Annotated in this window: 15 protein-coding genes, 1 tRNA gene, 1 other RNA gene and 1 other annotated feature (1 of these 18 only partly in view); of the genes, 12 read left to right on the top strand and 5 right to left on the bottom strand. The window is 37.8% G+C overall.

Annotation, left to right across the window (positions count from 1 at the left end; genetic code table 11):
* Positions 1-25: 25 nt before the first annotated feature.
* Positions 26-991: a YaaC family protein gene (locus ACWATA_RS24390; RefSeq protein ID WP_028412712.1), complete on the bottom strand. Its 966-nt coding sequence runs from the start codon at positions 989-991 to the stop codon at positions 26-28.
* Between the two features lie 116 nt (positions 992-1107).
* Between ACWATA_RS24390 and guaB the strand changes: the two genes are divergently transcribed.
* The 6 genes from guaB to ACWATA_RS24360 all read left to right on the top strand — a co-directional run bounded on the left by guaB (position 1108) and on the right by ACWATA_RS24360 (position 7569).
* The gene (guaB, locus tag ACWATA_RS24385) at positions 1108-2574 is read left to right on the top strand and encodes an IMP dehydrogenase (protein WP_013054827.1); all 1467 of its coding nucleotides are present in this window, start codon (positions 1108-1110) and stop codon (positions 2572-2574) included.
* Positions 2575-2724: 150 nt separating this feature from the next.
* Complete coding sequence (locus ACWATA_RS24380) at positions 2725-4080, top strand: serine hydrolase (RefSeq protein ID WP_047749547.1); 1356 nt, start codon at positions 2725-2727, stop codon at positions 4078-4080.
* Positions 4081-4270: 190 nt separating this feature from the next.
* Positions 4271-5158, top strand: a complete 888-nt coding sequence (gene pdxS / locus ACWATA_RS24375; RefSeq protein WP_013054829.1) for a pyridoxal 5'-phosphate synthase lyase subunit PdxS — start codon at positions 4271-4273, stop codon at positions 5156-5158.
* A gap of 21 nt (positions 5159-5179) precedes the next feature.
* Entirely contained in the window at positions 5180-5767 is a 588-nt protein-coding gene (pdxT, locus tag ACWATA_RS24370) for a pyridoxal 5'-phosphate synthase glutaminase subunit PdxT (RefSeq protein WP_028412710.1), read from the top strand.
* 57 nt (positions 5768-5824) lie between these two features.
* Positions 5825-6037, top strand: a binding site (T-box leader).
* 52 nt (positions 6038-6089) lie between these two features.
* Entirely contained in the window at positions 6090-7367 is a 1278-nt protein-coding gene (serS, locus tag ACWATA_RS24365; protein WP_028412709.1) for a serine--tRNA ligase, read from the top strand.
* A 109-nt stretch (positions 7368-7476) separates the two neighbouring features.
* A tRNA-Ser gene (locus tag ACWATA_RS24360) sits at positions 7477-7569 on the top strand.
* A gap of 120 nt (positions 7570-7689) precedes the next feature.
* Here ACWATA_RS24360 and ACWATA_RS24355 read toward each other — a convergent pair.
* The 4 genes from ACWATA_RS24355 to ACWATA_RS24340 form a co-directional block, all read right to left on the bottom strand.
* A complete protein-coding gene (locus tag ACWATA_RS24355) occupies positions 7690-8370 on the bottom strand; it encodes a deoxynucleoside kinase (protein ID WP_028412708.1) in 681 nt (226 codons plus the stop codon).
* The gene (locus ACWATA_RS24350) at positions 8370-9005 is read right to left on the bottom strand and encodes a deoxynucleoside kinase (protein WP_028412707.1); all 636 of its coding nucleotides are present in this window, start codon (positions 9003-9005) and stop codon (positions 8370-8372) included. The genes ACWATA_RS24355 and ACWATA_RS24350 overlap by 1 nt, the downstream gene beginning before the upstream one ends.
* Positions 9006-9148: 143 nt before the next feature.
* Positions 9149-10450, bottom strand: coding sequence for a LysM peptidoglycan-binding domain-containing protein (locus ACWATA_RS24345; protein WP_473050205.1), 1302 nt, complete (start codon positions 10448-10450; stop codon positions 9149-9151).
* Positions 10451-10506: 56 nt separating this feature from the next.
* Positions 10507-11049, bottom strand: a complete 543-nt coding sequence (locus tag ACWATA_RS24340; protein WP_033580900.1) for a cysteine hydrolase family protein — start codon at positions 11047-11049, stop codon at positions 10507-10509.
* Positions 11050-11128: 79 nt separating this feature from the next.
* Between ACWATA_RS24340 and tadA the strand changes: the two genes are divergently transcribed.
* From tadA to ACWATA_RS24310, 6 genes are all read left to right on the top strand, one after another.
* Entirely contained in the window at positions 11129-11599 is a 471-nt protein-coding gene (tadA, locus tag ACWATA_RS24335) for a tRNA adenosine(34) deaminase TadA (RefSeq protein WP_028412705.1), read from the top strand.
* A 102-nt stretch (positions 11600-11701) separates the two neighbouring features.
* An RNA gene (ffs, locus tag ACWATA_RS24330) (signal recognition particle sRNA large type) lies at positions 11702-11966 on the top strand.
* Positions 11967-12096: 130 nt separating this feature from the next.
* Positions 12097-13785 (top strand): DNA polymerase III subunit gamma/tau, encoded by a 1689-nt coding sequence (gene dnaX, locus ACWATA_RS24325; protein WP_028412704.1) that lies wholly within the window; start codon positions 12097-12099, stop codon positions 13783-13785.
* A 19-nt stretch (positions 13786-13804) separates the two neighbouring features.
* The gene (locus tag ACWATA_RS24320) at positions 13805-14125 is read left to right on the top strand and encodes a YbaB/EbfC family nucleoid-associated protein (protein WP_013081327.1); all 321 of its coding nucleotides are present in this window, start codon (positions 13805-13807) and stop codon (positions 14123-14125) included.
* A 15-nt stretch (positions 14126-14140) separates the two neighbouring features.
* Complete coding sequence (recR, locus tag ACWATA_RS24315) at positions 14141-14737, top strand: recombination mediator RecR (protein ID WP_014461944.1); 597 nt, start codon at positions 14141-14143, stop codon at positions 14735-14737.
* A gap of 14 nt (positions 14738-14751) precedes the next feature.
* Positions 14752-14907, top strand: the 5' portion of a protein-coding gene (locus ACWATA_RS24310; RefSeq protein WP_013054840.1) for a YaaL family protein. It continues 69 nt past the right edge of the window; only the first 156 of its 225 coding nucleotides appear in the window; the start codon lies at positions 14752-14754; the stop codon falls past the right edge of the window.

Genomic DNA, 14907 nt, shown 5'->3' with positions numbered 1-14907 from the left:
CTTGAAAAAAGACTAGCTATTTTAGCTAGTCTTTTTTTGTGTGTTCATTTAAGTAACAAGAAATTAAGTAAGGAATCTTTTGAGCTGTAACCTCAAGGAACCTCAAGATAAATGGATAATCTTTCGAAGAGTATGTATGCAATAATTCATACCACCACTCTGTTTCATAACGTGAAATCATACTTAAATTATAAAGTAATAAGTAATGTGCCAACATCTCAGGGAAATATAAGCAGCTATCTTTTTCCAACGGTGCATGCAACGTGTTAGCTTGGAAATTGTACATAAAAGGTGAACAATTATATAAACAGCTTGAAGGGTCAAGAATACATACCTGATCTTCTGACAAAGACAATGATAGATGGGAACGCTCTTTTAAAAAAGAATAGAGTCTTTCGTGATTCATATGATAACACCGTGTAACTTGTTCAGGAATAGGCAAAGAGGTAGCTGGAAGCGATCCAATAGTTGTTAAATGGGAAGATGGCCTCGTGCCCAAGTTTAAAAATAATGTATCTAATTCAGGTACACAAGACAACAGATAATTCATTGTATATTTACTACCTTCTAGTTGTTTCACATGAAACAATTCTTCTCCTACTTGTGAAAATAAACCACTTTTTTGAATCTTAACTTCATCATCTAAAAAATCATAACTTTGTTTTTTTCTTTTTCGTGTTGATACTCCATGTGCTAACACCGCCGTATTTTCGGGATATACGGGGTTTTGTGTTAACAAACAAGCTTTTAACAGCTGTGACATTCCATAAAATAATAAAACGGGTTGAACTGATACAGGAGATTGTGCCGCAACTTGATAATAATTTTTACTGTGTTCCAAATAATAAATAAATGGGTAACTGTTTTTAAAACTATGTTGCTCTGCATCGCTATAATTCAATTTTTGATAGCGCTTTTTTAAAAAGTCTTGTACAAAAGGAACGGAGAAAAATAAATTGTAGGACGTCCAAACATCATTAAATTTATGCAACTAAATCACCTTTTCTTTTTATTAGAATTATCTGATATCTAGTGAAGTTATTGACAGGTACATATCTGCTTGTTAATCTACTAATAATATTCTGTCGTTTAAAGGAGGATTCTATAATGTGGGAAAGCAAATTTTCTAAAGAAGGCTTAACATTTGATGACGTTTTACTGGTGCCAGCAAAATCTGAGGTACTACCTAAAGACGTTGATATGAGTGTTGAACTAACAAAAACATTAAAATTAAAGGTGCCGTTCATCAGTGCAGGAATGGATACAGTTACAGAAGCTGAAATGGCTATTGCGATGGCTAGACAAGGTGGTTTGGGTATCATTCACAAAAACATGTCGATTGAACAGCAAGCAGAACAAGTTGATAAAGTAAAACGTTCTGAAAGTGGTGTTATCACGGATCCTTTCTTTTTAACTCCTGAAAACCAAGTATTTGCTGCTGAACACTTAATGGGCAAATATCGTATCTCAGGTGTGCCGATTGTCAACAACGAAGAAGAACAAAAACTAGTTGGAATCCTTACAAACCGTGACTTGCGTTTCATCCAAGATTATTCAATGCAAATTGCTGACGTAATGACAAAAGAAGAATTAGTTACTGCTCCAGTAGGAACGACTTTAGAAGAAGCAGAGAAAATTCTACAGCAATACAAAATTGAAAAGTTACCTCTTGTAGATGACAATGGCGTATTAAAAGGCCTTATCACAATTAAAGACATTGAAAAAGTAATTGAGTTTCCAAATGCAGCTAAAGATCAACAAGGTCGATTATTAGTTGGAGCAGCTGTTGGCGTAACAGCTGATTCAAATGTTCGTATCGAAAAATTAGTACAAGCTGGCGTTGATGTTATCGTTATTGATACAGCGCATGGACATTCACAAGGCGTTTTAGATACAGTGCGCAGCATTCGCGAGGCATATCCAGAATTAAATATTATTGCTGGTAACGTAGCAACGGCTGAAGGTACAAAAGCATTAATTGAAGCCGGAGCAAACGTAGTAAAAGTAGGAATTGGACCTGGTTCAATTTGTACAACTCGTGTTGTCGCTGGTGTAGGCGTTCCACAAATTACGGCAGTATATGACTGTGCAACTGAAGCTCGTAAGCACGGAGTAGCTATTATTGCAGATGGCGGTATTAAGTACTCTGGAGATATCGTAAAAGCACTTGCAGCTGGTGGACATACAGTAATGCTAGGAAGCCTTCTAGCAGGAACGACAGAAAGCCCTGGCGAAACAGAAATCTACCAAGGAAGACGCTTTAAAGTGTATCGTGGAATGGGCTCTGTGGGAGCTATGGAAAAAGGAAGTAAAGATCGATACTTCCAAGAAGATAATAAAAAATTAGTTCCAGAAGGTATCGAAGGCCGTTTGCCTTACAAAGGACCTGTAGCAGATACTTTATATCAAATGATTGGTGGTTTACGCGCAGGAATGGGTTACTGTGGTTCAGCTAACTTAGAAGCGTTACGTGAACAGGCACAATTCATCCGTATGACTGGAGCAGGCTTAAGAGAAAGTCACCCACATGATGTACAAATTACAAAAGAATCTCCTAACTATTCTATGAGATAATCATGAATGTGTAAAAAACACGTTTCCTTAATAGGGAAACGTGTTTTTTATGTCATTAATCATGAATGTAACAGTACTTCTTTATCTATTTTTTTAAATTTTAGTATGATAAAATTACATTTATGTGAGTTTACGTTTGGAGGGTATAGAGTGAGAAACGCAGTACAGAAACAATTAATTTGTGTCATTGCTGTTATGTTAATGGCCAGCGTATTTTTTGTCTCTACACAAGCATCAGCTGCTTCTAAAACAGATGATATTGGCGTTGAAGCAGACGCAGCCATTTTAGTAGAGGCAAGTACGGGGAAAGTGCTATACGGGAAAAATACGGATGCTTTATTAGGTATTGCAAGCATGACAAAAATGATGACGGAATACCTAGTATTAGAATCCATAAAAGATAAGAAATTATCTTGGGATCAACGTGTGCCAGTTAGTAAATATGCAGCTAAAATTTCTCAGGATTATGGATTATCAAATGTACCATTAATCGAAAACCAAAAATATACGGTAAAAGAATTATATGATGCCATGGCTATTTATTCAGCTAATGGAGCAGCCATTGCTTTAGCTGAAGCTGTCAGTGGTTCTGAAGAAGGTTTCATTAAGTTAATGAATGAAACAGCAAAAAAATTAAATATGGGTGAATCAAAATTTGTCAATTCTACAGGTCTTTCTAATTCCTTGTTAAAAGGGATGTATCCAAAAGGAACAAAGGAAGAAGATGAGAACCTCCTATCTGCTCGGGCAGTTGCTACTCTTGCTTATCACTTGATTCATGATTATCCAGAATCTTTGGAAGTAGCCAAAACTCCTTCCAAGATGTTTAGACAAGGGCAACAAGGCGAAACAAAAATGAACAATTGGAATAAGATGCTCCCTGGTTTTTCAGCTGCATACAGCGGCGTAGACGGCTTAAAAACTGGTCATACAGATTTTGCAGGTCAATGTTTCACTGGAACTGCAGAGCGTAACGGGGTAAGATACATAACAGTTGTAATGAATGCCAAGGAAAACGGCAAGTCTACAGAAGCTGCTCGTTTTTCTCAAACGAAAAAGATATTGGATTATGCTTTTAGTCATTTTCAGTTAAAAGAAGTAGTGCCTGCTAACGGCGAGATTAAAGGGCATGAAACAATTGATGTTGCTAAAGGAAAATCAAAAGAAGCTTCCGTTTCTCCAAAGAATTCGGTAAAAATTATTACCGAAAAAGGTCAAAAAGATCATACTAAAATCAACTTTAAGTTAAACGATAAAGTTATGAACGATCAAAAAGTTGTTGCTCCTATTAAAAAAGGAGAAACAGTTGCTTATGTAAGTGCAACAAACAGCAATCTTAAAGATCTAGGCTATGTAGGAGGCCAAACTACAGATAGCATGACGCCGGTCGTGACAAACGAATCTGTTGAAAAAGCTGGATGGTTCTCTCTCGCTATCCGCAGTATTGGTAACTTCTTCAGCAATATTTGGATGAATGCTGCAAATACAGTGAATAACTGGTTTTAATGATAACTCAAGAGAAAGAAGAGATACTACAAGGGAGTATCTCTTTTTTTTATTTTTAGATTTGTTTGTATATAATCTATAAATTAGATAGGAATTTTCCGAAAAATACGGTAAAATAGACACTAAGTTTTGAATTTTGTATATACACTAAAAATTATTGTGAAACACTTGATACAGGAGGAAGACAAACATGAATAACATTACAGGTACTGATCGTGTAAAACGAGGAATGGCGGAAATGCAAAAAGGTGGCGTTATCATGGACGTGATCAACGCAGAGCAAGCAAAAATTGCAGAAGCAGCAGGCGCTGTTGCCGTTATGGCATTAGAGCGTGTTCCAGCTGATATCCGTGCAGCAGGCGGCGTGTCTCGTATGGCAGACCCAACAATTGTTGAAGAAGTGATGAATGCTGTGTCCATTCCAGTTATGGCAAAAGCTCGTATTGGCCATATTGTTGAAGCACGCGTGCTAGAAGCGATGGGTGTAGACTACATCGATGAAAGTGAAGTGTTGACTCCAGCTGATGAGGAGTTTCATTTAAATAAAAATACATTTACGGTTCCATTTGTGTGCGGTTGTCGTGATCTTGGTGAAGCATCCCGCCGTATTGCTGAAGGAGCTGCAATGCTTCGTACAAAAGGCGAACCAGGGACAGGAAACATCGTGGAAGCAGTGCGTCATATGCGCCAAGTAAACGCTCAAGTACGTAAAGTTGTGGGCATGGACGAAGATGAGTTAATGACAGAGGCAAAACTATTAGGCGCGCCTTATGAGTTATTACTGCAAATTAAACGTGAAGGTCGCCTACCGGTTGTAAACTTTGCAGCGGGCGGTGTAGCAACACCAGCAGACGCAGCGTTAATGATGCAGCTTGGAGCAGACGGTGTGTTCGTTGGTTCAGGAATCTTTAAATCCGACAACCCTGAAAAATTTGCTCGAGCAATCGTTGAGGCAACAACGCATTATCAAGATTATGAACTCATTGCAAACTTGTCAAAAGGATTAGGAAGTGCAATGAAAGGGATTGAAATTTCATCATTATTACCAGAAAACCGCATGCAAGAGCGTGGATGGTAATTTAAAGGGAGTTTTGACAAAATGGTAAAAGTAGGCGTGTTAGGATTACAAGGTGCCTTTCGCGAGCATGCACAAGCATTAGAAGCAGCAGGCGCTGAAGCCATTATCATTAAAAAAGTTGAACAGCTAGACGAAATAGATGGTTTAATCCTACCGGGCGGCGAAAGCACAGCGATGCGTCGTCTGATTGACAAGTATGACTTTATGGAACCTCTTCGCCAGTTTGCACAAGCAGGTAAACCGGTGTTTGGTACGTGTGCGGGTTTAATTTTACTTGCAGGACAAGTTGTTGACCGTGAAGAGCCCCATTTAGGTGTTATGGATATTACGGTAGCTCGAAATTCATTTGGGCGCCAACGAGATAGCTTTGAAGCTGCTCTAAATATTAAAGATATTGGTGAAGATTTTATAGGCGTATTTATCCGTGCTCCGCATATTGTAGAAGTAGGAGAAAACGTTGAAGTCTTGGCAATGCATAACGACCGAATTGTTGCAGCAAGACAAGGTCAATTCTTGGGATGTTCGTTTCATCCAGAATTAACAGATGATGCTCGCATGGCTCAGTATTTTGTAGCAATGGTTGAAGAAGCTTCGAAAAAACCTGTATAAATGAATTGCATCTTGTAAAGACTTGTAGTACATTATGATTAATAAAAATGATATTGGTATAAAGCGTTGATAGGAAATAGTAATAAGATTTTTGATTTCAAGAGAGTCGATGGCTGGTGTGAATCGATAATCAATTCTTATGAATCCGTCCTGGAGCAAGCTGTCGAAAAAGTAGTAGGCAGTTTCGGTTCATCCGTTATCTGGTTTAAGAGGAAGGCTTATTTTAGCTTTCAATTAGGGTGGCAACGCGGGTAAACTCTCGTCCCTTTCATAGGGATGAGAGTTTTTATTTTGCCCTTTTATACTAAAGGAGGTACTCAGTATGTTAGATTTAAAATTTTTACGTGCTAATTTTAATGAAGTAAAAGAAAAGCTCAAGTTTCGTGGTGAGGACTTAACGGACTTAGGTCGCTTTGAAGAGTTAGATGCAAAACGCCGTGAGCTAATTGCTCAAACAGAAGAGTTAAAAAGCAAGCGAAATGAAGTATCACAGCAAATTGCACAATTGAAACGTGAAAAACAAGATGCTGATCATTTAATCGTCGAAATGCGTGAAGTAGGAGACCGCGTAAAGCAATTGGATGAAGAGCTTCGCAGCGTTGAAGAAGAGTTAGAGCTATTGCTGCTTTCAATTCCTAACGTTCCACATGAAAGTACGCCTGTAGGTGAAACTGAAGATGATAACGTAGAAGTTCGCAAATGGGGAGAAATTAAACAATTTGATTTTGAACCAAAACCGCATTGGGATTTAGGAACAGATTTAAATATTTTAGATTTTGAAAGAGCTTCGAAAGTAACGGGAAGCCGCTTTGTATTTTATAAAGGGTTAGGTGCAAGATTAGAACGTGCTCTTATTAACTTTATGATGGATTTACATATGGATGAGCATGGTTATGAAGAAATCCTTCCTCCATATATGGTGAATCGTACAAGTATGACAGGAACAGGGCAGCTTCCTAAATTTGAAGAAGATGCATTTAAAATTAAAGAAGAAGATTATTTCTTAATTCCTACAGCTGAAGTACCAGTTACAAATTTACATCGTGATGAAATTTTAAGCGGAGATCAGCTTCCAATTGCTTATACAGCGTATAGTGCTTGCTTCCGCTCAGAAGCAGGCTCTGCAGGAAGAGATACACGTGGGCTTATTCGTCAGCATCAGTTTAATAAAGTAGAACTTGTTCGCTTTGTTAAGCCAGAAGATTCTTATGATGAATTAGAAAAATTAACGGGCCATGCTGAAAAGGTTCTTCAACTATTAGGTTTACCTTACCGAGTTCTAAGCATGTGTACAGCTGACTTAGGTTTCACAGCAGCCAAAAAGTATGATATTGAAGTTTGGATTCCAAGTTATGAAACGTATCGTGAAATTTCTTCTTGTTCAAACTTTGAAAGCTTTCAAGCTCGCCGTGCTAATATTCGCTTCCGCCGTGATACAAAAGCAAAACCAGAACATGTTCATACACTAAATGGTTCTGGCTTAGCAATTGGCCGTACGGTAGCTGCAATTTTAGAAAACTACCAGCAGGAAGATGGATCAATTCAAATTCCAGAAGTGCTGCGTCCATATATGGGAAATAAAGAAGTTATTTCTAAATAAAAGTAGAAGATGTTCATTAAATTAATTTTTAATGAACATCTTTTTTAAAAAAATTAATAAAAGAGTTGACTTCATTATTTTTATATGATAAATTAATACTTGTCGATACGGAGGAATACCCAAGTCCGGCTGAAGGGATCGGTCTTGAAAACCGACAGGGGTGTTAAAGCCCGCGGGGGTTCGAATCCCTCTTCCTCCGCCATATTTGACTTATAATGCAATTAACATAGCGCGATAAATTGGAGATTGGAAAACCGTTACTTATAAGTAACGGTTTTTTATTTGTTGAAAATGCCGCTTTATTTATTAAAGCGGCATTTTTTTATAGCTGACGACGTTTTAGCTTTTCATTATGTTGTAAAAAGCGAGCCACTTTTTCAACAATTGATTCAATTGAATCAGGATCCTTGAGAAGGTCGTATTCTCTAATATCTAAACGGAGAATAGGACAAGCCGTAAAGTTATTAATCCATTCTTCATATCGGGCGTGCATCTCTTTCCAATAATCAAGAGGCGTTTGTTGTTCCATTGGTCGCCCTCTTTCTTGAATGCGATCTACAATATCTTCGAAGCTGCCTTCCAAATAAATGAGCAGATCTGGATGAGGGAAGTATGGAGTCATAACCATTGCATCGAACAAGCTTGTATATGTCTCATAGTCTACTTTAGACATTGTTCCCTTTTCAAAATGCATCTTAGCAAAGATACCGGTATCTTCGTAAATGGATCTGTCTTGGATAAAGCCGCCCCCATACTCGAAAATCTTCTTTTGTTCTTTAAAGCGTTCCGCTAAAAAATATACCTGTAGGTGAAAGCTCCAGCGTTCAAAATCCCCATAAAATTTGTCCAGGTAAGGGTTGGAATCTACTTTTTCAAACGATGTGCGAAATTGGAGAGCATCAGCCAATGATTGAGTCATCGTAGATTTCCCAACTCCAACTGTACCCGCTATCGTCAACACAGCATCATTAGGAATGTTGTATTTCGATCGTAAGTTTACCATTATATACTCCTTTTCAACATACTCTCTTGAACCTCTGATAAGATTCTATTTAAGTGTTGTTTATTTTGTACAAAATCTATTTCATCACCGTTATAACGTAAAATGGTTACGTCAGGGTTCTTTTGTTCAAATGCCGTCATAGCTTTTTCATAATCATCACTTAGTCTCGCAAGGTAGTGAGGATCGATGTTTCGTTCAATTTCTCTTCCACGCATTTTAATACGCTTTAGCAAGGTATCTAAACTGGCATTTAAATAAATAATAATGTTCGGAGCCGGCATATCAGCCGTTAAGATGTGGAAGATTTGTACATATTTTTTATACTGTTCATCTTTTAACGTTTGCTCAGCGAAAATCATGTTTTTCATAATATGATAATCTGCTACAACAGGTTTTTTATAAGATAAGAACCCTTTTTGAATATCCTCTAACTGCTTATATCGATTACATAGAAAAAACATTTCGGTTTGAAAACTCCACTCGTCGATATTCTCATAAAATTTCCCGAGAAATGGATTTTCATCTACGATTTCTTTTAAAATTTCGAACTGAAATGCTTGTGCAATCTCTTTAGCTAGAGAGGTTTTTCCGACACCGATGGGTCCTTCTACTGAAATAAAAGGTGTGCCTTGCATTCATTTGCCTCCTTCATGACCACTCGTTCAAAAAAAACAGACAAAAAATATTTTAACATAGAGAAGGAGAATAAGGGGAAAAGAAATTTCTTTCAGTAAGAAGAATAACAAAAAGCCTACTGTTAACAGTAAGCTTTCCCTATTTATGGCTGTGTCACTCTTTTTGTAATTTTGAAGTTGTCTTCAATCAAGAGCCAGTTTTGCGGGAAATCTAAGCCTAGTTTCCAGTAGGCCATTCCTCTAAGGTTTAATTCTTTGATTAAATCAAACTTGGCCTGAATAGATCTAGCGTCTTCAAACCATACTTCGTGAGTGCGCTGCTGTTCATCTTTATACCGGAAGAAAGGAGCTTGTGCTTTATTGTCGTATTGAATAGCTACTTTATAACGAGCTGCCAACTCAATAGCTCGTTGAGGACTAATGGCTTTGGCATATTCTCCTCCTGGTTTGTAAGGCAGTGTCCAATCGTAACCGTATAGGTTTTGGCCCATGATAATTTTTGAACTAGGTATTTCAGATACTGCATATTCTAAAACATCACGTACGGGACCAATAGGAGAGACGGCCATAGGAGGCCCACCGCTATATCCCCATTCATATGTCATTGGAACAACGAAGTTAGCAATCTCTCCAATGGCTTTATAATCATGTGCTTCATACCATTTGCCTTTTTGATCTCGACTTGTCTTCGGAGCTAAAGCCACAGACATGAGAAGTTGCTCATCTTGAAGACGCTTTTTTGCTTTCTGTAAGAATGCAATATAGGCTTCTTTATCTGCTGGACGCAAAAATTCGAAGTCAAAGTGAATGTCTCTGAAATTTTGTTCTTTCGCTGTTTTTACAATATTATTTAAGAGCGTATCTTGAACGTCTTTATTAGTTAAAATTGCTCGGCCGACTTCATCACTGAATGCACCGTTTTCAATATTAGCCAATACCATTAAGAAGATGACGTCATTTTCTTTAGCAATAGAACCTAAATTGTTAAGTGGAGGTGCCTTTAGAGAACCGTCTTTTTGCACTTCGAAGTTCGCTGGTCCGAGATAAGTAAGGTATTTTGCATTTTGATTAATCATTTTCTCTGTTTGAGGGGTGATTTTTCGATTGCTTGTTTCAACATACCCTAAAAACTCACCGTTTCTTTTGTTTGGGGAAGGGGGAATTAAGATGCGGCGGCCAGGTGTTAAGGGTGCTGTAACTGAAACATTGTTCGCATTGGCAATAGCCTGATAGCTAACGCCTAATTTTCGTCCTATTTTCCATATAGTGTCCCCAGCTTTTACTGTGTAGTAAGTACCGTTGATGGGAATAACCATAGATTGCCCGATGACGAGTTGATTTGGATTAGGTAATTCATTTGCTCTTATAATCTTTCCTGCGTCAATCTGGAACTGTTTTGCAATACTATATATACTGTCACCTGCTTTAACAGTGTAAATTTGCATAATAAAAAGCCTCCATTTCATATGACTTACTTCCATCATATGAGAAGGCTTTTTACTTAATTCATCAACTCAGTATGTTTGCAAATACGAGCATTTAATACGTTATGCATCATTCTTAAAGCAAAGGTATTGTCTTCATCTGCGTTTGAAGCAATACAATCTTCAGGCACAATTAAATTATACTCACGCATATAAGCATCGTTGGCTGAAAAAAGCACGCATATATTTCCCGCAATTCCTGTTAAAATAAGTGTATGCACATCGAGCTGTGATAGCAAAATATTTAAAGCTGTTCCATAGAAAATAGAATGCTTTGGTTTAATTAAAAAGTAATCAGCGTTTTGTGGTGAAATGTGATGTAGAATGGGTGAACTTACCTCATTTGTGCAGTGTGTTAAAATGGTTTCTAAGTTTGCTTGCCATAGCTTATAGTGGTCATTGACGTAAATAATAGGGATATGTTGAGACGAGGCATATTGTTTTAATTCGGCAATATTTTGAGCGATTATTAAAGATTTTTCAGCAAGTACTTTGCCGTTTTTGAATTGAAAATCGTTTAGCATATCAATAATAATTAAAGCAGTTTTAGCATTCTTCACACAAGGTCTCTCCTTTTCCTGATGTACATAGTAAATAGTTTGACTCAGAAAAAATATAATATGTAAGGTTGGATAAAAAGTGTTAAATGATGAAAAGTATATGAGGTTGGCAATTGATGAAGCATTAAAAGCTAAAGATAAATTAGAGGTTCCTATTGGAGCAGTTATTGTTCAAAATGATGAGGTGATTGCTGCAGCTTATAACTTACGAGAAACAGAACAGCGATCAGTTGCTCATGCGGAACTTTTAGCCATTGATGAAGCATGTAAGAAACTAGGAACATGGAGGTTGGAAGACGCTACGTTATATGTCACCTTAGAACCATGTCCGATGTGTGCAGGTGCTATTGTATTATCAAGAGTGAAAAGAGTTGTGTTTGGCGCTTATGATCCTAAAGGTGGCTGCGCTGGAACATTGTTAAATTTATTAGAGTTTGAAAAGTTTAATCATCAAGCAGAAGTAGTAGGAGGTATGCTAGAAGAAGAATGCGGGAGCCTCTTAACGACTTTTTTTCGTGAGTTACGTCAACGAAAAAAGGCTGGAAAATAGCGCTAAAAAAGTAAGTTTTCTATAGCGGTTGCATTTTTGAATGAAAAGACGTATACTTGTAAATGCATCAACTTGATGCCCAAACTATTGGTTTCAACTTTGCCGTGCTAAGCGGGGAGGTAGCGGTGCCCTGTACTCGCAATCCGCTCTAGCGAGGCCGAATTCCTTCTTGAGGTTAGCTCATCTTAGGGCCTGCCTTAAGTAAGTGGTGTTGACGTTTGGGTCCTATGCAATGGGAATCTGTGAACCCTGTCAGGTCCGGAAGGAAGCAGCAGTAAGCAGAACCTCTCATGTGCCATGGGGTCGCCTGAACCGAGCTAACTGCTTAAGTAACGCCTGGGGTGGCTAATCGACGGAAGGTGCACGGCAGTTATATACATAAGTTTAGTCTACTCTGTGAGAGTAGGCTTTTTATTTTATCTCTTACTATTTTGAAAAAAAACCTTATAATACGCTATAATGAGAACTAATGAATTATATTAAAAGGAGAGGATGTAGTGGCATATCAGGCTCTGTACCGTGTATACCGTCCTCAAAGCTTTAACGACGTAGTCGGTCAACAACATATTATCAAAACACTTCAAAATGCCCTTGTCCAAGAAAAATTTTCGCATGCGTATTTATTTTCTGGGCCTCGAGGGACAGGGAAGACAACAGCTGCTAAAATTTTAGCGAAAGCCGTTAACTGTGAAAAAGCACCCATTGCTGAACCTTGTAATGAATGTGCAACTTGTCGGGGAATTACGGATGGTTCCATTTCTGATGTAATTGAAATTGATGCAGCCTCTAATAATGGAGTCGATGAAATTCGAGATATCCGTGATAAAGTAAAATATGCACCTAGTGCTGTTCGATACAAAGTGTACATTATTGATGAAGTTCATATGCTTTCAATTGGAGCTTTTAACGCTTTGTTAAAAACGTTAGAAGAACCTCCTGCACATGTCATCTTTATTTTAGCTACAACAGAGCCGCATAAAATTCCATTAACGATTATCTCCAGATGTCAGCGCTTTGATTTCAAACGCATTTCGCCAGAAGATATCGTATATCGAATGAAGGAAGTATTAGGTTCTGAAGAGCTAGAAGTAAGCGAGGATGCTCTTTACGAAATTGCGAAAGCTTCAGAAGGCGGCATGCGTGATGCACTTAGTCTTTTAGACCAAGCCATCTCGTATAGTACGGAGAAGGTGAGCTTAGAGGATGTTCTATCCATAACAGGAGCAGTATCACAGTCTTTTATTGTTAAGATCGTCCAAGCTATCTTTAACGAAAACATTGTAGAAGCGCTAGACTCTGTTGAAAGTTTGATCAAAAACGGAAAAGATCCAGCGAGGTTTGTAGAGGACCTCATCTTCTATTATCGTGATGTTCTGCTTTATCAAGCTTCAGAAGAAAATGCATATTTACTTGAAAAAGCAGCGGTTAACGAAGAGTTTAAAGAACTTAGTTCAAAAATGGATAGTGCCTTTATTTATAAAGTCATTGCTGAATTGAACCAAACTCAGCAAGAGATGAAATGGAGCAATCATCCTCGAGTGCTACTTGAAGTAGCTTTAGTAAAATTAGCTCAAAGTTCTACAAATCAAGAGGGTGCTCTTCCATATCAAGACATTTTGCAAAAAATGAATCAAATGGAAGCAGAACTGCAGCAGCTAAAAGAAAAAGGCATTCAAGTTGATCATACAGCTCAGGCAGCGCAAACAGAGAAAAAACAGACAAGACAGTCAAGAAGTCAGTACAAAACGCCTGTTGGAAAGGTAAATGAAGTTTTAAAAAATGCCACTCGGCAGAATTTAGAAACCATTAAGCGATCTTGGGCGCAGGTATTAGACACATTGAAACAACAAAATAAAGCTTCACATGCAGCGTTGTTATCTAACAGTGAACCGGTTGCGTCTTCAGATCAATCATTTATACTTAAATTCAAATATGAAATTCATTGCAAAATGGCTTCTGAAAATAACAACAATGTACGTGATAATTTAGAGAATATCTTATATACTTTAATTGGCAGCAAGCGTGAAATGGTTGCAATTCCAGAAAGTGAATGGGATAAAGTAAGAGAAGAGTTTCTTCAAGGACAGCAAAGTGATGGGTCATCAGGTCAACCACAGGAGGAAGACCCCGTGGTTGCAGAAGCGAAAAAGCTATTTGGAGAAGACTTAATCGAAATTCAAGAGTAAATTTAGGAGGAATGTTCATATGATGAAAGGCATGGGCAATATGCAAAAAATGATGAAACAAATGCAAAAAATGCAAAAAGATATGCAAAAAGCGCAGGAAGAGTTAGCTGAAAAAACTGTTGAAGGTACAGCTGGCGGTGGAATGGTAACAGTTGTGGTTAACGGTCAGAAACAAGTAATTGATGTAAATATTAAAGAGGATGTAGTAGATCCTGAAGATATTGAAATGCTACAAGATTTAGTACTAGCAGCAACAAATGACGCATTAAAACAAATGGACGATTTAACAAATAACACAATGGGTCAATTTACAAAAGGTTTAAATATTCCAGGACTTTAATAAGGTGGTTGCCACGTGCATTATCCAGAACCAATATCAAAGCTTATAGATAGTTTTATGAAGTTACCCGGCATTGGTCCAAAAACAGCTGTTCGCTTAGCGTTCTTTGTTTTATCTATGAAAGAAGATACGGTATTAGATTTTGCAAAAGCATTAGTTAATGCGAAGCGAAATTTAACCTATTGTTCAGTTTGTGGGCATATCACAGATCAAGATCCTTGCTACATTTGTCAAGATCAGCGTAGAGAGCGCAGTGTGGTGTGTGTCGTGCAAGACCCTAAAGATGTCATTGCAATGGAGAAAATGAAAGAATATAACGGCTTGTATCATGTCCTGCATGGCGCAATTTCACCTATGGAAGGAATAGGGCCTGAAGATATCAAAGTACCAGAGTTATTAAAAAGACTTCAAGATGATGAGATTCAAGAAGTGATTTTAGCTACTAACCCGAATATAGAGGGCGAAGCTACGGCTATGTATATCTCTAGGCTCTTAAAGCCGACAGGAATTAAAATTACTAGAATTGCTCATGGGTTACCCGTCGGAGGAGACCTTGAGTACGCGGACGAAGTAACATTATCTAAAGCCCTAGAAGGTAGAAGAGAAGTATAACGAGGTACTTGCATATGTTTTTTAAACGAAAAGGTTGGCTACGCAAAGAGTACGATGATGAATTTGTGAAGACTTTTATGCAAGTAAAGCAGGAATGGAGTCACAAAACTTCAATGGTAGAAAGAAGTGTAGATCCTTCAGAAGAGGTAATGGTAGATATTCGATTAGCC

It is taken from the genome of Priestia sp. USM5 (genome assembly GCF_058323215.1).
The sequence above is the reverse complement of the archived record's forward strand: the minus strand, read 5'-3'. Positions and strand labels throughout refer to the sequence as shown.